Origin of the sequence: Streptococcus suis, from assembly GCF_016775005.1 — a bacterium.
Classification (GTDB): Bacteria; Bacillota; Bacilli; order Lactobacillales; family Streptococcaceae; genus Streptococcus; species Streptococcus suivaginalis.
Map to the genome: position 1 here is coordinate 90412 of NZ_JAEUXI010000004.1, position 17446 is coordinate 107857.

Genomic DNA, 17446 nt, shown 5'->3' on the forward strand with positions numbered 1-17446 from the left:
TAACAAGGGGCGATTTCTCAACCTTACTAGTTCTTTTTGCTTCCTACTTCTCTGGTAACAAACATTGTAAAACTGGCTTTAATGATGGATTCAGCATCCTGATTTTGAATCAGGACATCAATAACCTTTGTAGTCCGTCCATCATGTTGGCATTTGCCACTTATTGTTAAGCAATCCCCTAGCTTGGCAGCTTTCATATAGTTAATATTTGATTGAAGGGTAACTGCATAGGAACCCAAGCTATACACTGTCAAGCCTGCAACTGAATCAGCAAGTGTAAAAAGATAGCCTCCATGTGCCATTTGGTATGGATTTAAGGAATCATTTTTAACTGTCGTCTCCATGACAACCTTTCCTGGCTGAACATCGACTATGCTATATTCATCTAAAACCTGAATAGGTTTTAATCGAAAACCCTGCAGTTCTTTTTTTATATCATTCATAATTACTCCCTTGACTACTTTGCATTTGATAATAGACCCCTTTTGCCGTCATGAGTTGGTGGTGATTCCCCTGCTCTACGATTTGTCCATCAACCATCACCAAAATGATATCTGCAGACTGAATGGTGGAAAGGCGGTGGGCGATGATAAAGCTGGTACGCCCCTGCATGAGTTTGGCAAAAGCTTCTTGCACTAAAATCTCCGTTCGCGTATCGATTGAAGAGGTTGCTTCATCTAAGATTAAGATTTTTGGTAATTTAACAAAAACTCGAGCGATTGCCAAAAGTTGTCGTTGTCCTTGGGATAATGAGGCTCCTCCGTCTGTCAGAATCGTATCATATCCCTCTGGTAACTGTCGGATAAAGAAATCTGCATTAGCTGCCTGAGCTGCTTCTATCACCAATTCTCGAGTAGCATTGGGATAGCCGTAGGCAATATTATCATGAATACTGGCTGACTTAATCCAGGTTTCCTGCAAGACCATGCCAATTTGCTGACGCAGGTCTTCTCGACTATACTTGGTCACAGGCTGACCATCTAGCAAAATCTGCCCTTGATTAACTTCATAAAAACGCATGAGTAGATTGATGAGGGTAGACTTACCAGCTCCGGTCGGTCCCACAATAGCCACTTTGGCACCTGCTGGTACGGATAGATTGAGATTTTGAATGAGGGGCTTGCTGGGATCGTAGGAAAAATCAACCTCTTGGAAATCAATCTTCCCCTGAACTTCACGCATTTCCAGGCTCTGCCCTTCTTCCACATCATCCTGGTCAAGAATTGCAAAAAGCCTCTCGGCACAGGCTAAAGCGCTCTGCAATTCTGACAAAACCGAAGATATATCGTTGAAAGGCTTGGTGTATTGGCTTGCGTAGTTGAGGAAGGTCGTTAATTCACCAACCGTGAAGCTACCAGCCATAATCCGCAGAGCTCCTAAGCCAGCCAAAAGCGCATAAATCAAGGCATTGATGAATCGGGTGCTAGGGTTTATAGTTGAAGAGACAAAGATAGCAGCTTGTGAATAATGAGCATATTGAGAATTTTCTTTGACAAAATCTTTCTGAAACTGCTCTTGAGCATTAAAGCTCTGAATCAAGCTCAGTTGGCTAATACTTTCCTCCAGAAAGCGGCTTTGACGGCCACGCGCAGCGGTTTGCTGCTGATAATAATTATAACTTTTTCGAGCAATAGTTCGAGTCACCAAGAGGCTCAAAGGTGTCAAAGCCACTACGACAAGCATCATAATCCAATCCAAACGTGCCATAGTAACAATTGTCAATAAGATTGTTAAAATACCAAGGAAAAATTGGTTAAAAATCATCAATAGTCCATTGGTCAACTGCTCGCTATCTGTCGAAATCCTTGCAACCAGATCTCCGACTGATTGCCTATCAAGAAAAGATAAAGGCAAGCGATGCAATTTATCATAAACTTGCTGGCGTAGTTCCGCCATCAGACCGTAAATCAAACGATTGCTTGCCAAAGGGAGATACCATTGGACCAGAGTATTGGTAAATACCACCACCCCCATCTGAACCAAGACGCCAAATAAAGCTTGTCCATCTCCGTCCAGAATCAAATCTAAGGCCCGTCCCATCAAAATCGGCAGATAAACAGTTAACAAAACCTGGCAAAGCGTTCCAGCTATCAAGGATAGCAAAAATATGGGTTTACGTCCTAACAGAGCCACTAAAGAGTTGAATGTACTTTTTCTCATGACTCTACCTCCTGACTCTGTTGCGATCGATCGATTTCTCGGAAAATAGCAGAGCTTTCTAACAGGTCTTGGTGACAGCCTAGTCCTACTTGTTTCCCCTTGTCCAGCACTAAAATCTGATTGGCATCCTTGATACTCTTAGTTCGTTGGCTAATGACAATCAAGGTCTGCTGAGGTAGTTCCCTACGGATCGCAGCAAATAAACGACTTTCGGTCAGATAGTCCAAAGCTGAAGTCGCATCATCCAAAATCAAAATTGAAGCCTCTTGTACCAAAGCTCTTGCAATGGTCAACCGTTGGCGTTGGCCACCAGAAAAATTGCGACCAAAGGCTTCAACTACTGTGTCTAAGCCATCTTTTTCTAAGAGAAAATCCTTGGCCTGAGCCATTTCCAGCGCCTTCCATAAAGCCTGTTCTGAGTAAACCTTTCCGAGTGTCAGATTGCTGCGAACCGTTCCTGAAAACAGCTGAGCTTGTTGAGGAACCAGAGCGAACTGACCACGCCAGTTTGCCAGTGTCTGTGGACTATGTCCCTCTATATAAACTTGCACCTTATTATCATCAGATGGATACAAGCCCAAGAGCAAATCAATCAAGGTCGATTTACCAGAACCCGTTCCACCAATAATCCCCATAAACTGCCCTTTCTCTAGCTGAAAACTGAGATTTTCCAAGGCTGGCCGAGATGATCTGGGATAGGTAAAGGTCAAATTTTGGACAGATAAGACGAGATTCATTTGATCCGTTTGAGTTGTTGATAGAGGCGCTTCTACATCTTCTGACTGCTGGTCAAAGATTTCCTGGACACGTTTAGCAGCGATGAAACTTTGGTTCAAACTGGAGATAACCATGACCATTTTGACCAATTCTACCAAAATTTGCAAGAGATAGTTGATAAGGGCAATCAGCATTCCTTGTTCCAATTGATTAAAGGTAATTGCAAAACTCCCCTGCCAAATGAGGAAAATCAAGGTCAGATTGACAATCAGATAGGTCAAGGGAGACAGACTTGACGACCATCTTCCTGCTCGCACTAACTGACCAAGATAGGCTTGATTTCCTTTTTCAAATGCTTCTTTTTCACGCAGATTTTGCCCAAAAGCCCGAATAACTCGCATGCCAGTCACCGTTTCACGCACCTGGCCAACCAAACTATCCAAGAACTTACGAATACTCTGGTAATGACGACTTGTAACCCAACTGATGACTGTAACTACTAGAAAAAGCAGAATAATCATATTAACAAAATAGGTTGCCAAGCTTGGACTAATTAGGTAAGCCATTAGCAGGGAACCGAAGACGACAATCGGAGCCCTCAGAAAGAGACGAAGAAAAATGTTAATTCCAGACTGAATCTGTAAAGTATCGCTAGTCAGTCTAGTAAAGAGACTTGAAGAAGACAAACTGTCTCGAGAAGCCTTGGGAAGAGATAATATTTTTTGATACAGATCCTGAGTCAAATCCTTGGTAAAGCCAACTGCTGCCTTGGCTGCAAAATACTGAGCTGTCAAGGAAACCACTACGCCAACAATTGCCAAAGCAACCAGATATAAAATCATAGCAACCAAGTTTCCTTGGTTGCTATTGGGTATTACCTGGTCAATAATCATGGCGATAATAAGCGGAACCACCAATTCAAAACTGGCTTCCAGTAGTTTGAAGAGGGGAGCTAAGATCGCCTCTTTGAGATATGCATGAAAATAGCCAACCAGTTCTTTCATATTACAAAGCTGCTACTGCTTGTGCAGCTGTGATAATACCAAGTTTGTAGACATCTTCTGAACTACATCCACGTGAAAGGTCATTAACTGGCTTATTCAAACCTTGCAAAACAGGACCAACCGCTTCGTAGCCACCAAGTCGCTCAACAACCTTGTAAGTGATATTTCCTGCCTCAATAGCTGGGAAAACAAAGACATTGGCTTGACCAGCTACTGGACTTCCAGGCGCCTTCAAACGAGCTGTATCTGGAACCAAGGCAGCATCCATCTGCAATTCGCCATCAATCAAAAGATCTGGACGAAGTTCTTGAGCAATACGAGTAGCTTCAACAACCTTATCTACACGAGGTCCAGAACCAGATCCCTTAGTTGAATAAGAAATCATAGCCACTTTTGGATCGATACCAAATGTTTTAGCTGTTTCTGCTGATTGAATTGCAATCTCAGCCAGGGTTTCTGCATCTGGCTCAATGTTGATAGCACAGTCACCAAAAACAAACTTATGCTGGTCTTTTACCATCAAGAAGACACCTGACGTACGTTTTACACCTGGTTTTGTCTTAATGATTTGAAGAGCAGGACGAACAGTATCAGCAGTTGAGTGAATTGCTCCTGAAACCATACCTTCTGCCAAACCAAGTTGAACCAACATCACACCAAAGTAGTTGACGTCACGCAAGATTTCATCAGCCTGTGCTTCATCCACCTTGCCCTTACGAAGCGTCACAAACTCCTGCTTCATAGCATCAAAGTTAGCATAGTTATTTGGATCAATCACTGTGATACCTGGGTTAGAGAAACCAAAGTCTGTCAACAAATTGTGGACTTCTTCCGGCACGCCAAGGATAATTGGCTCTGCCAAACCTTCAAACTTCAAACGAGCAGCTGCACGGACCACACGCTCATCCGTTCCTTCTGGGAAAACGATACGTAGTTTTTTACCTACGATTTTTTGCTTCATTTCACCAAATAAACTCCGAATTTCCATGAAAATTCTCCTTTAAAATATTATTTATTATTTAACAAATTGATAACAGCCTGAAAATCGTCTGGCAAGATTGACTCTAAATCAATCCTTTCGGCTGTAAAAGGATTGTCAAAGGCCAAGTTATGACAATGCAAGGCCTGTCGTTCAATGCCTAATTCTAAACTCCCCCCATACAGATCATCTCCCAGTAAAGGAAAACCGATATGGGAAAAATGCACCCGAATCTGGTGGGTTCGACCAGTATGAAGTTGAATATCCACTAGATGAACATCTCCCCAAGACTGAACGACACGATAGGAAGTATGAGCATACTTGCCATCCTTTGTCACACAGCGCGTGATGATGCTATCTGTCGGACGACCAATTGGAGCAATAATTTCTCCAACTGTATCAAGTTGGCCCGAACCTTGAACCAAGGCAAAATACCGTTTGAGAATGGTCTTAGCTTGTAGCTGTTTGTCCAAGCGAGCATGCGCATAGCCATGTTTTGCAAACAACATGATGCCGGAAGTATCCCGATCTAAGCGCGTGACAATATGCACCTGCTTGTTCTCATAGTTTTGCTTGACTAAATAGCCCTTGACAAAGTTGGCTATGGTCGAAGAATGAATGGAACTAGGGATCGATGCATAACCAACTGGCTTGTTTATAGCTAAGAAATTCTCATCTTCGTAGAGAATCTCTAGTGGAAAATCAATTGGCTCCAGTTGGCCTGTTACATCTTCCTCTGCCGGTATATCAATTGTAACCTTGTCACCGATATCAAGCAAGTAGGTCGCTTTTTCTTCTCTGCCATTTACTAAAATCAAACCACCTGTATATTTGATTTTGGCAAGCAAACTCTTTGAAACCCCATGTTTTTTCAAGAAAACCTTGATTTTGACATGTTGGTCCGCAACAAATTCAAACCGCATCTATTCAACCTCTCCAATAAAGGCATCCTTGACCCGATTCCAAAAACTGGTGTGACTTGGACTGGCTACAAAATGTATCTTTTTCTGATCAATCTGGTAATCAATCTGCTGGATCTTGTCATAAGTGTAGTTTTTGTTGTCAATGGAGATAGAATAACGATCATCATGCTTGGGCTCAATGACAATCTTATCTTTCTTTGGAACAACAATCGACGATCCAAGAGTTCGATAAACACGATTATTCAAACTAGCTACTTCTGCAATCTGAAGCGCTTCGATAGTCGGATGCAGGACTGCTCCTCCTAAAGATTTATTGTAAGCCGTAGATCCAGTTGGTGTCGAAACCGAAATCCCGTCACCACGAAAACGCTCAAAAGCTACACCATTAATAAAAATATCGGCAACCATGGTTTTCGACAGACGCTTAACGGTTGCTTCATTCAAGGCACGCATGGTCAATACCCGACCATCCATCAATTTCACCTTCACATTTAAAATAGGGTAGGACACCCGCGCTCCAGTATCGAGTGCAAGATTATCCACCAGTTTATCGACTTCAAAATCACGGTAATCTGTATAGAAACCCAGGTGACCAGTATGAATCCCTACAAATCGAACATGGTCAATCAATTTTTCGTACTTGTGAAAAGCAGAAAGCAACATTCCATCCCCACCTATCGAGATGACAACATCTGGATTTTTAGGAGTTAGAATGAATTTTTTTTCTTTTAACTTCGTCCAAAGACTTTGCAAGACTTCTTGACTCTTCGGATTGCGGCTGGCCATCAAGGCTACTTTTAGTCTATCTGTATTCTTCATCAGTATCGTCGCTGTTTCCGACACCATCGTTTACCTTACGATTTGGTGGATTAAAAAGCACCTGGGCTTCTTGTATATCATCTCGGATTTGCCGCATCTCCTCATCTAATTGGTAAGCAATTTTTGCTGTAATTTCCAAGCGTTTCTTGATTTCTTCAGGGAACTTACCCTTGTACTTATAATTCAATGAATGTTCAATGGTTGCCCAAAAATTCATTGATAAGGTCCTGATTTGAATTTCTGCTAAAACAGTTTCATTGCCATTTATGGTATCAACAGGATAAGAGATAACAACGTGATAGGAACGGTAGCCGGAAGACTTCATATTGTTGATGTAATCTCTTTCATGGAGAATCTGCATGTCCTTGCGTTTTCTCAAGATAGCTAGGACTTCTTCGATATCATCAACGAATTGGACCATTATCCGAACTCCCGCAATATCTTGCATGTCTTGCGCTAGCTGCTCGTAAGAAATATGGCGTAGGGCCATCTTCTCTTTAATGGACTCAACAGGCTTCACTCGACCTGTCACGAATTCAATCGGTGAGTGACGGTTGGCCTTATGGTACTGTTTGCGAATACCTCGCAACTTGATTTTCAATTCTCCAACTGTTTGGATATAGGGATCTAAAAAATTTTCCCAGTTAAATTCCATCCGCACCTCCTAAAAATGATTGATACGCACAAGGAATATTATACCACATATACTAGATTTTAGTATATAAATAGCCTGAAATCACAGCTATGATTTTTCCTTTTCCAGTGCATCTTTCTAGCTTATAAACTAGTCAGAATCATTTTTTTGGTGTATAATATTTTGAAATAAATTGAGGAAAAAAGAATGGACAAGACAAATTTAGAAATTGAGTTTAAAACACTGCTTTCACCAGCGGATTATCAGGCACTCCTGCCCTTATTTCAGAATGTTCCTTTGGTCAAGCAGACTAATCACTACATTGATAGTCCAGATTTTCAATTGAGAACCAACAGATGCTCTCTCCGTATTCGTACCTTTGTTGAGCAGGCAGAATTGACTTTAAAAATTCCACAGGAAATCGGCAATTTGGAAATCAACCAAGTACTGGAACTAAAAGAGGCTAAAGGACTTCTTGAAAATTTTCAGTTGCCGGACGGCCCCGTCAAAGCCTGCCTTGAACAAAAACATCTGAATCACCTCCCCTTATCTGTCTGGGGCTCCCTTACCACCCAACGAAAGGAAATGGAATCTGACATTGGCTTGATGGCCTTAGACAAAAATACTTATGGTGATCAGATTGATTTTGAACTAGAACTTGAAGTTCAACAAGCTAGCAAAGGGGAAAAAGATTTCCAAGACTTTCTGGCCAAACATGACATTCCATTTCGCTATGCTCAGAGCAAAGTAGCGCGAACAGCAAAAAATCTATTGTCCGCAAAATAAAGGACAATAGATTTTTTTACTGAAAAATATGGATTTTTTTGATAAAATAGAAAACAGTTAGAGTCCAAAAGGCTTGGACAGAGTTGAAAACAAAAAAGGAGTTTATTTCATGGTACAGCCATACGGTGACAAGCAAATCAAACTATTTACTCTTAACGGAAATCCTCAGATTGCAGAAAAAATTGCTCAGTCTGCTGGCATTCCACTTGGAAAGGTCTCGTCACGTCAATTCTCTGATGGAGAGATCCAAATCAACATTGAAGAAAGTGTTCGTGGTGTTGACGTTTATATCATCCAATCTACTAGCTACCCAGTAAATAACCACCTCTGGGAACTACTCATCATGGTTGATGCCTGCAAACGTGCATCAGCTAACACCGTTACCGTTGTTATGCCTTACTTTGGCTACGCTCGTCAAGATCGTACAGCTTCTCCTCGTGAACCAATCACAGCAAAATTGGTAGCCAACATGCTGGTGAAAGCTGGCGTGGACCGCGTTTTGACACTTGACCTTCATGCAGTTCAAGTTCAAGGTTTCTTCGACATTCCAGTCGACAACCTCTTTACTGTACCTCTTTTTGCAAGCCACTACTTGGAAAAAGGGCTGTGTGGTGAAGATGTTGTTATCGTCAGTCCAAAAAATTCTGGAATCAAGCGTGCGCGTGGATTAGCTGAGCATTTGGACTCTCCAATTGCCATTATCGACTACGCTCAAGATGATTCTGATCGTGCAGAAGGGTATATTATCGGCGATGTTGCCGGTAAACGTGCGATTTTAATTGATGATATCCTAAATACAGGTAAAACCTTCTCAGAAGCCGCTAAAATTGTTCAAGAAGGTGGAGCTACTGAAATTTATGCAGTTGCTAGCCATGGCTTATTCGCTGGAACTGCTGCTCAACTCTTAGATCAAGCACCTATCAAAGAAATTTTAGTAACAGACTCTGTTGCAAGCAAAGAACAACATCCAAAAAATATTGCTTTCCTTACTGCAAGTGACTTGATTGCGGATGCCATTATTCGTATCCAAGAACGCCGTCCTATCAGCCCGCTCTTCAATGTCGCTCATCCTGAAAAAAACAACTAGGAGATTGTTTGATTTATTTCGACCATGCTGCAACGACTCCCATGTCATCAGCAGCCTTAAAAACTTATTTATCCATCGCCCAAACAGTTTATGGCAATCCATCCAGTATTCATAGTGCGGGCAGATTGGCTCATAAAGAATTGCGTCAAGCACGACAAACTATCGCAACTGCTATTGGTGTTCATGCTGATCAGATTATCTTTACATCTGGAGGGTCTGAAGCCAACAATCTCGCCATTAAAGGCTATGCCTTAGCTAACCAAAGTAAGGGAAAACACCTGATAACCACTGCTATCGAACACCATTCCGTTTTGGAAACCATGGACTATTTAGCAACACAACACGGTTTTGAGGTAACCTATCTTCAACCAGTAGAGGGTAGCATATCGGCTCAACAAGTGAAAGATGCACTAAGAGCTGATACCATTCTCGTTTCAATCATGTATGTAAATAATGAAACTGGTATGATTCTTCCCATCGAAGAGATTGCCACAGTTCTTGCTGATCACCCAGCTCGCTTCCACGTGGATGCCGTCCAGGCTATCGGCAAACTACCGATTCAGCTAACAAATCTAGCTGTTGATTTTCTTTCAGCATCGGCCCATAAATTTCATGGACCTAGAGGGGTCGGTTTTCTCTTTGCCGCTGACATGCATTTCCATGCCTTGATACACGGAGGCAAGCAGGAGGGACAACGTCGAGCCGGAACTGAAAACCTTGCAGGTATTGCTGCTATGGCAACAGCCTTGACACAGCAGTTAGAAAACATGGAGAGCAATACGAAGCTTGTCCAAGATTTAAAAGACTATTTGCTTGAACAGCTGAGTCCACTCCCCCATTATCTAAATTTACCAAAGAATCATCTTCCATATGTCTTGAATGTTGGTTTACCAGATACGCTTAATGAACAGGTACTTATGCGGCTTGATTTAGCAGGTATTGCCCTCTCTAGTGGCTCTGCCTGTACCTCTGGTGTCATCCAAACCAGTCACGTTTTAGAAGCGCTATACGGTAAGAAGTCGCATCGTTTGAAAGAATCCCTCCGGATTAGCTTGGCGGAATCCAACACCAAGGAAGAAATTGATCAATTAATTCACCAACTATCACTTATATTAGGAGTTTAATATGGCTTTTGAAACATCCGTCAGCTTGAAAGACTGTTTATATACCTACGAGATCAGTCCTCAGATTAAAAAATATACTTTAAAGGACACCACTTTCGAAGAAACCAAGGCAGGGCATTTTCAATTAACTCGCCTTCTTGAAGAAATTCCAAATTCAAAAAAAGGATTTCTGTTGAAAATCATTATTAATAAAGATTTGACTGCCTTTAAAATCAATATTACAGACCAATCCGGTTTGCGTATTGTCAATATCTTCAAAGAAAATAGCAACCCCGTTATTCAAGAAAAATTTTACTTTTTGCTAGAAAGTCTTGTTGATCGAAATATCTTCAACAAGATTGAGAGATAAATATGATTAAAATTACCTATAAAGATGCCTATCAGCAAGTTCGAAGTCAAGAGTTTCCTGATTTGGCAGCTGCTCAGCTAGCATTTTCTGGCTGCCTTACCTTACCCGATTACTATCCTGTTCTGTCACTGACAAAAGACAGTGAGGACTTGGGCTTTACTGGTTCGATTGGTCAAGTTTACCACTTTTTACAAAGTCTATAATCAACTATCTGGTTTTCTTAGCAACGATTTCACAAATCCTCTGCTTTTGGAAAACCAGATTTTTCTTGTCATTTTCCAAGCTAATCTGTTGCAATATTCACAAACTTACTCTAAAATATTTTTAGAAACTGAAGGAGAATATCGAGTGAAGAACGAAAAATCGTCTATCCCAAGAGCAACAGCCAAGCGTCTGTCGCTCTACTACCGTATTTTTAAACGCTTTAATGCAGAAAATATTGAAAAAGCTAGTTCCAAAGAAATCGCTGAAGCCATTGGTATTGATGCCGCAACTGTCAGAAGGGACTTTTCTTATTTCGGTGAATTAGGTCGCCGTGGTTTCGGTTATGATGTGAAAAAACTAATGGAATTTTTCGCAGACATCCTAAACGATAATTCCATTACTAATGTTATGCTTGTCGGAGTTGGTAATATGGGACGAGCCCTACTTCACTATCGCTTCCATGAGCGCAATAAAATGAAAATCGTGATGGCCTTTGAAGCAGATGAAAATCCTGCAGTTGGAACTGTGGATGCAGGAATTCCTATCTATGCGATTTCTGAAATTGAAGAAAAAATCAAGGAAGCCAAGTCACAAACTGCCATCTTAACTGTCCCAAGTAATAAGGCACAAGAGGTTGCAAATATCTTAGTGGCTGCTGGTGTAAAAGGCATTCTGAGCTTTTCACCTGTCAATCTCTCTGTTCCAAAAGATGTTGTAGTCCAGTACGTTGATTTGACAAGTGAACTACAAACCTTGCTCTACTTTATGAGAAAAGACTAGTTGAAGGCATCAACCAATTCCCCCTCTTCTCGAAAACTAAAATAACGCGACTTTCCAACAATTAGATGGTCCAAAAGCACAAGTCCTAGCATATTGCAGGACTTTTTTAATGCCTGCGTAAACAAGAGGTCATTCTTACTTGGCTGAACAGAGCCAGATGGATGATTATGAACAATAATCACACTTGTTGCCATGTTTTTGACAGCATAGTAGAGGATCTCTCTTGGTTCTGCGATGGACTTATTGACACTTCCGATGAAAATCGTTTTCTGCTGAATAATGCGGTTTTGGGTATCCAAATAAATAGCTACCAGATGCTCTTGCTTTTTATCTCCCAACTCCTGCATCATGCGAGAAGCTAGTTTTTCGCTGCCTAAAACTTTTTGTTGGAGAGTGATTTCAGACTGGTGAATTCTACGCCCCAATTCAATCATGGCTTGAATTTCAATTGCTTTGACGCGACCAATTCCGCAGATCGCTTGTAATTCTTCGATGGACATTCCCTTCAAATTTGCCAGATGATCCACCTCTTTTAGGATTTTTGTAGCCAATTCCTGGACTGGATGCTGCTTGGTGCCGGTTCGAATAAAAATAGACAGCAATTCTTGATTACTAAGTCCTTCAGGTCCTACTTCCAGAAGTCGCTCTCTTGGTAATAATGAATTCTGTTGAAATGAAATACTATACATTATTTCTCCTCCTCCTACTTCTTCTATTCGAAAAAAAAGAGAGCAAGGCTCTCTTTTTAAATTTGAATTTGATTGTAAGAAATTTCAAATGAATCTAAAATCTCTGCATCTGTCTCATCAAAAGCTGTTACCGTCTCAAGCTCTCCTTTGACAATGGTTCGCATAGTGGCTGCTGCATCTTCACAAGTTACAAGCGTTACTTGGTTCTTCCCTTCAACATCATCAATCACATAGACGCTTTCTGGTGTCACAACTTCAACACTAGTTACAACATAGGCATAAACATTTGTTTTGTCCGTCAAGTAGATTTTCATCCCCTCTTTTGCATGTTCCAGAGGTGAAAATAAGGTTTCACTAGCTCCAGCCATTCCAAATATATGGTGGCTAGCAAGAGCGTAATTGCCTTTCCCCATAACCTGGTTCTCTTTCATGGTACCGGCTCCGTACATAAGCGCTACATTGTCCAAACCTTTAAAAATCGGCAGGTTAATTTTTAAATCTGGAATCGCAATTCCACCAATTACAGGCAAGTTTTGAGCTTCCCACTGGGCCTTCAAAACTGCTTCAGTTGAAATAGATTCTACTTGTTCGAAATCAAAAGTAGAGCTTGCTTGTTTGTTTTGCTCAATTTCCTCTTCAGACACCTGTGTCACCTGATAACGATTACTGTTCCAGGCGATAATCATATTTCGAATAGAGCTATTAAAAATCAAGCAGAGCGCAAGAATAATCAAAATTCCCGATAGAATATTTCTCCAAAGAGAGGAGCGCTTCTTTTTTGTTGTTTGGTCTTTTCCCATCTTATTCCTCAGTTTCCTTTTCATCAGCTGCGTCTACCAAAGCAAATGTCACAATGTGTGCATCTTGGTCTAAGCGCATGACTTTAACACCCATAGTCGAACGACCTGTTTGCGAAATATTGGCAATACTGGTTCGGATAATGACACCTGTATCTGTAATGACCATAATATCCTCATCACCATTAACTGTAGTTAGACCAGCAAGGTAGCCATTTTTCTCTGCCACTTTGAGAGTCTTCATCCCTTTACCGCCACGGCCTTTTGTAGGGTATTCGCTGGCAGGGGTTCGTTTCCCGTAACCATTTTCAGTCAAGACCAGAACTTCTTGATCTTCTGAAACGACGGTTGCATTAACAACATGGTCTTGGTCACGTAAGGTAATACCTCGAACCCCCGTTGCTGTTCGTCCCATATTTCGAACGGCAGTTTCCGTAAAGCGTACCGAATAGCCAAACTTGGTTCCCATGATGATATCTGCTTGACCATCTGTTAAGAAAACATTAATCAGCTCATCATCATCTTTCAAGTTCAAAGCTTTCAGACCATTTTGACGGATATTGCCAAATTCTGACACACTTGTTCGTTTGACCAAACCTTGACGCGTTGCAAAGAAGAGATAGTGGTCTGCTTCTTGATCCTTAGTAACGTTAATGATGGTCTGAATAGACTCGTTTTCTTCTAGTTTTAAGAGGTTGACAATTGGCAAACCTTTAGCAGTACGGCCATACTCTGGAATTTCATAGCCTTTGAGTCGGTAAACACGGCCTTTATTGGTGAAGAACAAGAGACGGTCATGGGTGCTGGTCGATACCAATTCACGGACAAAGTCATCATCTTTGACACCTGTCCCTTGTACGCCACGGCCTCCACGTCTTTGTGCTTGGAATTCATCTTGCGCAAGACGTTTGATATAGCCTTGATTTGACAAGGTAATCAATACGTCCGCTTCTTCGATTAAATCTTCATCTTCTAGCGAGAGAACTTCGCCAACCATCAATTCTGTTCGGCGTGGATCTGCATACTTACGTTTGACTTCTTCCAATTCTTCCTTGATAATCAAAACGACACGTTCTGGTTTCGCAAGAATATCTGCCAAATCAGCAATCAATGCCACCAAATCATCGTACTCTGACTGAATCTTATCACGTTCCAATCCTGTCAAACGACGCAGACGCATGTCCAGAATAGCTTGACTTTGACGCTCAGATAGGTTGAATTTTTCCATCAATTCTGCCTGGGCAATGGCATCCGTTTCTGAATTACGGATAATGCGAATCACTTCGTCGATGTGGTCAAGGGCAATCAGCAAGCCTTCCAAAATATGAGCACGTGCCTCTGCTTTTTCCTTATCAAATTGTGTCCGACGAGTTACGACTTCTTTTTGGTGCTCAATATAGGCTCCTAAAATCTGGCGAACAGAGAGAATTTTAGGAACACCATTTTGAATAGCCAACATATTGAAACTAAAGTTGGTCTGCAACTGAGTCAACTTGAAGAGGTTGTTCAAAATGACATTGGCAGAAGCATCTCGGCGAACTTCGATAACAAAACGGACACCCTCGCGGTTTGACTCATCTCGAACAGCTGTAATACCATCAATCCGCTTTTCTTGGACCAAACGGACAATGTGCTCTTGCACCTTGGACTTGTTGACCATATATGGAAATTCAGTTACTACAATTCGCTCACGACCATTTCCATATTCTTCGATTTCTGTACGTGAACGAAGGGTAATGGAACCCTTACCTGTATCATAGGCACGATGGATACCCGATTTACCCATCACCAATGCACCTGTTGGGAAGTCAGGCCCAGGCAATACCTCCATGATTTCTCTCGTTGTGGCTTCAGGATTGTCCATCAACAAGTGAACTGCATCAATGGTCTCACCTAAGTTATGTGGCGGAATATTGGTCGCCATACCAACTGCAATACCTGTTGTACCATTGACCAAAAGGTTTGGAAAACGTGCTGGCAGAACCTCTGGTTCCCGCTCGCTTGCATCGTAGTTGTCAGCAAAGTTAACAGTATTTTTGTTAATATCACGAAGCATCTCCAAAGCAATCTTGCTCATGCGGGCTTCGGTATAACGTTGAGCAGCGGCACCGTCACCGTCCATGGAACCGAAGTTCCCATGCCCATCAACTAGCATATGGCGATAGCTCCACCACTGCGCCATACGGACCATAGCTTCATAAATAGCCCCATCCCCGTGAGGGTGGTATTTACCCATTACATCCCCTGTAATACGGGCAGATTTCTTATGAGGCTTATCTGGTGTAATGCCCAACTCGTTCATTCCATACAAAATGCGACGATGAACTGGTTTGAGTCCATCCCTAACATCTGGCAGGGCACGTGAAACGATGACACTCATCGCATAGTCAATGAATGATGTCTTCATTTCACTGGTTAAATTTACATTTACTAGGTTTTTATCCTGCATTCAATCAGTCTCTTTTCCACAGTATTTATCTAGTCTATTATATCACAAATAGGCTTAAATTTCTTGCCAATGAATAGCAATGTAAACATTTTCAAAGACCGATTAACAAGTGACAAAAGGCACAAAAAGTGCTAGAATGTTATCTGTTAGGGATTTACTCCCACAATAAAACTAAGGAGATGTTTAGAACATGACTGCAACTAAACAACACAAAAAAGTAATCCTTGTCGGTGACGGTGCCGTAGGTTCTGCTTATGCTTACGCTCTTGTTAACCAAGGTATTGGTCAAGAATTGGGTATCATCGATATCAACAAAGACCGTACACAAGGTGACGCAGAAGATTTGAGCCACGCATTAGCCTTCACTTCACCTAAAAAAATCTACTCTGCTGAGTACTCTGACGCTCACGATGCAGACTTGGTTGTATTGACAGCAGGTTTGCCACAAAAACCAGGTGAAACTCGTCTTGAGTTGGTAGAGAAAAACCTCCGTATCAACCAACAAATCGTTACAGAAATCGTTAAATCAGGTTTCAACGGTATCTTCCTCGTTGCTGCTAACCCAGTTGACGTTTTGACTTACTCAACTTGGAAATTCTCAGGTTTCCCTAAAGAACGCGTTATCGGTTCAGGTACTTCACTTGACTCAGCTCGTTTCCGTCAAGCCTTGGCTGACAAAATTGGCATCGATGCACGTTCTGTTCACGCCTACATCATGGGTGAGCACGGTGACTCTGAATTTGCAGTTTGGTCACACGCTAACGTTGCGGGTGTGAAATTGTACGACTGGTTGCAAGACAACCGCGACATCGACGAGCAAGGCCTTGTTGACTTGTTTGTATCTGTTCGTGATGCAGCTTATTCTATCATCAACAAAAAAGGTGCAACTTACTACGGTATCGGTGTAGCTCTTGCCCGTATCACTAAAGCAATCTTTGACGATGAAAAAGCAGTACTTCCATTGTCAGTTTACCAAGCTGGTCAATACGAAGGTGTTGAAGATGTCTTCATCGGTCAACCAGCTATCATCGGTGCACACGGTATCGTTCGTCCAGTAAACATCCCATTGAACGAATCAGAATTGCAAAAAATGCAAGCATCTGCTAAACAATTGAAAGACATCATTGACGATGCTTTCGCTAACCCAGAAATTGCTGCTGGCGTTAAAAACTAAAAATGAAAAGGTGAACCTCAGGTTCACCTTTTTTCTATGCTCGTACGTCATAACGCAACATAGCAATTCCGTCTGTAACTGTTGACTCTACCAAGGTCAACCTCTGCTCCTCTGGTAGTTTGTCAAAAAGGGAAATCCCTTCTCCTAAGATTGTTGGAATAATGCCGATGATGAAATGGTCAATCAATTTGGCTTCCAAACAGGTCTGTACAAGCCCTGCTCCTCCGAAAAGCCAAATGTCACTACCTTCTTCTGCCCGAAGTCGTTCAATCTCCGCAACAATATCCTGTACAAATCGAACATTCTCATAATCAGCCTGTTCAACACGACTGGCAATGATAAACTCTTTATCCTGATAGCCCTCAATCATCTCCAAGGGGCAGTCTTCCAGTGATTTTCGCCCCATGATGACCGTATCGCAACCGCTGAAAAATGCAGGATTATCGAATTGCAGTGCAGTGTCATACTGAGCAGTTCCATGCCCTTCTATCCAATCATAAGTCCCGTCTGTTCGAGCGATAAAACCGTCCAAACTCATGGCAATATTCAACACCAAACTTCTAGCCATAATAGTCCTCCGAATAAATAAACAGTAACCTAGTATATCATAAAAAATATCGACCGTCAGAAGTAGAAACTAGCAATGCATCAATTAAAGCTCTAGTCGTACCACTCCTTCTTCATTCAAATATAAAACTGAAACAGTTCACTGAACTGTACCTCGCTTTTACGTTTCTTGGCTCAGGTTGAAACAGTTCACTGAACTGTACC

Annotated in this window: 18 protein-coding genes; 7 read left to right on the forward strand and 11 right to left on the reverse strand. The window is 41.7% G+C overall.

All coding sequences use genetic code 11. From position 1 onward, the window contains the following. Nucleotides 1-26 precede the first annotated feature (26 nt). The 7 genes from JNG37_RS05425 to JNG37_RS05455 are packed head-to-tail and all read right to left on the reverse strand — an operon-like array spanning nt 27 to nt 7257. The gene (locus tag JNG37_RS05425; protein WP_158455001.1) at nt 27-443 is read right to left on the reverse strand and encodes a PaaI family thioesterase; all 417 of its coding nucleotides are present in this window, start codon (nt 441-443) and stop codon (nt 27-29) included. Continuing rightward, entirely contained in the window at nt 436-2160 is a 1725-nt protein-coding gene (locus JNG37_RS05430; RefSeq protein ID WP_158455003.1) for an ABC transporter ATP-binding protein, read from the reverse strand. The genes JNG37_RS05425 and JNG37_RS05430 overlap by 8 nt, the downstream gene beginning before the upstream one ends. Beyond that, complete coding sequence (locus JNG37_RS05435) at nt 2157-3881, reverse strand: ABC transporter ATP-binding protein (RefSeq protein ID WP_158455005.1); 1725 nt, start codon at nt 3879-3881, stop codon at nt 2157-2159. Before JNG37_RS05435 ends, JNG37_RS05430 begins: the two co-directional genes overlap by 4 nt. Before the next feature lies 1 nt (nt 3882). Continuing rightward, complete coding sequence (gene pta / locus JNG37_RS05440) at nt 3883-4869, reverse strand: phosphate acetyltransferase (protein ID WP_158455007.1); 987 nt, start codon at nt 4867-4869, stop codon at nt 3883-3885. 20 nt (nt 4870-4889) lie between these two features. Beyond that, complete coding sequence (locus tag JNG37_RS05445; protein ID WP_158455009.1) at nt 4890-5783, reverse strand: RluA family pseudouridine synthase; 894 nt, start codon at nt 5781-5783, stop codon at nt 4890-4892. Further along, nucleotides 5784-6602, reverse strand: coding sequence for an NAD kinase (locus tag JNG37_RS05450; protein WP_158455011.1), 819 nt, complete (start codon nt 6600-6602; stop codon nt 5784-5786). It lies immediately after the preceding gene. Then, nucleotides 6586-7257: a GTP pyrophosphokinase gene (locus JNG37_RS05455; protein ID WP_158455013.1), complete on the reverse strand. Its 672-nt coding sequence runs from the start codon at nt 7255-7257 to the stop codon at nt 6586-6588. Before JNG37_RS05455 ends, JNG37_RS05450 begins: the two co-directional genes overlap by 17 nt. A 186-nt stretch (nt 7258-7443) precedes the next feature. On the opposite strand from JNG37_RS05455, the gene JNG37_RS05460 reads away from it, so the two are divergent. The 6 genes from JNG37_RS05460 (at nt 7444) to JNG37_RS05485 (ending at nt 11566) form a co-directional block, all read left to right on the forward strand. Next, a complete protein-coding gene (locus JNG37_RS05460) occupies nt 7444-8022 on the forward strand; it encodes a CYTH domain-containing protein (protein ID WP_158455016.1) in 579 nt (192 codons plus the stop codon). Nucleotides 8023-8131: 109 nt separating this feature from the next. Beyond that, a complete protein-coding gene (locus JNG37_RS05465) occupies nt 8132-9109 on the forward strand; it encodes a ribose-phosphate diphosphokinase (RefSeq protein WP_158455019.1) in 978 nt (325 codons plus the stop codon). Between the two features lie 8 nt (nt 9110-9117). After that, complete coding sequence (locus tag JNG37_RS05470) at nt 9118-10233, forward strand: cysteine desulfurase family protein (RefSeq protein WP_158455022.1); 1116 nt, start codon at nt 9118-9120, stop codon at nt 10231-10233. Between the two features lies 1 nt (nt 10234). Continuing rightward, entirely contained in the window at nt 10235-10582 is a 348-nt protein-coding gene (locus JNG37_RS05475) for a DUF1831 domain-containing protein (protein ID WP_158455025.1), read from the forward strand. Nucleotides 10583-10584: 2 nt separating this feature from the next. Then, nucleotides 10585-10785: a DUF4649 family protein gene (locus tag JNG37_RS05480; protein WP_158455028.1), complete on the forward strand. Its 201-nt coding sequence runs from the start codon at nt 10585-10587 to the stop codon at nt 10783-10785. A gap of 145 nt (nt 10786-10930) precedes the next feature. After that, nucleotides 10931-11566, forward strand: coding sequence for a redox-sensing transcriptional repressor Rex (locus JNG37_RS05485; protein ID WP_158455031.1), 636 nt, complete (start codon nt 10931-10933; stop codon nt 11564-11566). On the opposite strand, the gene radC is transcribed toward JNG37_RS05485, so the two are convergent. From radC to gyrA, 3 genes are read right to left on the reverse strand one after another with little or no spacing between them, the layout of a single operon-like run. Next, nucleotides 11563-12255, reverse strand: a complete 693-nt coding sequence (radC, locus tag JNG37_RS05490) for a RadC family protein (protein WP_158455034.1) — start codon at nt 12253-12255, stop codon at nt 11563-11565. The genes JNG37_RS05485 and radC overlap by 4 nt on opposite strands. Before the next feature lie 56 nt (nt 12256-12311). Next, on the reverse strand, nt 12312-13055 hold the full coding sequence (locus JNG37_RS05495) for a class A sortase (protein WP_158455342.1): 744 nt from the start codon (nt 13053-13055) through the stop codon (nt 12312-12314). A gap of 1 nt (nt 13056) precedes the next feature. Then, nucleotides 13057-15501, reverse strand: coding sequence for a DNA gyrase subunit A (gene gyrA, locus JNG37_RS05500; RefSeq protein ID WP_158455037.1), 2445 nt, complete (start codon nt 15499-15501; stop codon nt 13057-13059). A 190-nt stretch (nt 15502-15691) separates the two neighbouring features. On the opposite strand from gyrA, the gene JNG37_RS05505 reads away from it, so the two are divergent. After that, nucleotides 15692-16675: an L-lactate dehydrogenase gene (locus tag JNG37_RS05505; RefSeq protein ID WP_158455040.1), complete on the forward strand. Its 984-nt coding sequence runs from the start codon at nt 15692-15694 to the stop codon at nt 16673-16675. A 34-nt stretch (nt 16676-16709) separates the two neighbouring features. Here JNG37_RS05505 and JNG37_RS05510 read toward each other — a convergent pair whose 3' ends face one another. Next, the gene (locus tag JNG37_RS05510; protein WP_158455043.1) at nt 16710-17243 is read right to left on the reverse strand and encodes a dihydrofolate reductase family protein; all 534 of its coding nucleotides are present in this window, start codon (nt 17241-17243) and stop codon (nt 16710-16712) included. Nucleotides 17244-17446 lie beyond the last annotated feature (203 nt).

What these genes read in the sequence shown, in the direction of transcription:
- JNG37_RS05450 (WP_158455011.1), bottom strand. Translation starts at nt 6,602, where the DNA reads ATGAAGAATACAGATAGACTAAAAGTAGCCTTGATGGCCAGCCGCAAT.
- JNG37_RS05480 (WP_158455028.1), top strand. Translation starts at nt 10,585, where the DNA reads ATGATTAAAATTACCTATAAAGATGCCTATCAGCAAGTTCGAAGTCAA.
- JNG37_RS05510 (WP_158455043.1), bottom strand. Translation starts at nt 17,243, where the DNA reads ATGGCTAGAAGTTTGGTGTTGAATATTGCCATGAGTTTGGACGGTTTT.
- JNG37_RS05495 (WP_158455342.1), bottom strand. Translation starts at nt 13,055, where the DNA reads ATGGGAAAAGACCAAACAACAAAAAAGAAGCGCTCCTCTCTTTGGAGA.
- JNG37_RS05430 (WP_158455003.1), bottom strand. Translation starts at nt 2,160, where the DNA reads ATGAGAAAAAGTACATTCAACTCTTTAGTGGCTCTGTTAGGACGTAAA.
- JNG37_RS05505 (WP_158455040.1), top strand. Translation starts at nt 15,692, where the DNA reads ATGACTGCAACTAAACAACACAAAAAAGTAATCCTTGTCGGTGACGGT.
- JNG37_RS05425 (WP_158455001.1), bottom strand. Translation starts at nt 443, where the DNA reads ATGAATGATATAAAAAAAGAACTGCAGGGTTTTCGATTAAAACCTATT.
- JNG37_RS05475 (WP_158455025.1), top strand. Translation starts at nt 10,235, where the DNA reads ATGGCTTTTGAAACATCCGTCAGCTTGAAAGACTGTTTATATACCTAC.
- JNG37_RS05460 (WP_158455016.1), top strand. Translation starts at nt 7,444, where the DNA reads ATGGACAAGACAAATTTAGAAATTGAGTTTAAAACACTGCTTTCACCA.
- JNG37_RS05465 (WP_158455019.1), top strand. Translation starts at nt 8,132, where the DNA reads ATGGTACAGCCATACGGTGACAAGCAAATCAAACTATTTACTCTTAAC.
- gyrA (WP_158455037.1), bottom strand. Translation starts at nt 15,501, where the DNA reads ATGCAGGATAAAAACCTAGTAAATGTAAATTTAACCAGTGAAATGAAG.
- JNG37_RS05455 (WP_158455013.1), bottom strand. Translation starts at nt 7,257, where the DNA reads ATGGAATTTAACTGGGAAAATTTTTTAGATCCCTATATCCAAACAGTT.
- JNG37_RS05435 (WP_158455005.1), bottom strand. Translation starts at nt 3,881, where the DNA reads ATGAAAGAACTGGTTGGCTATTTTCATGCATATCTCAAAGAGGCGATC.
- JNG37_RS05445 (WP_158455009.1), bottom strand. Translation starts at nt 5,783, where the DNA reads ATGCGGTTTGAATTTGTTGCGGACCAACATGTCAAAATCAAGGTTTTC.
- radC (WP_158455034.1), bottom strand. Translation starts at nt 12,255, where the DNA reads ATGTATAGTATTTCATTTCAACAGAATTCATTATTACCAAGAGAGCGA.
- pta (WP_158455007.1), bottom strand. Translation starts at nt 4,869, where the DNA reads ATGGAAATTCGGAGTTTATTTGGTGAAATGAAGCAAAAAATCGTAGGT.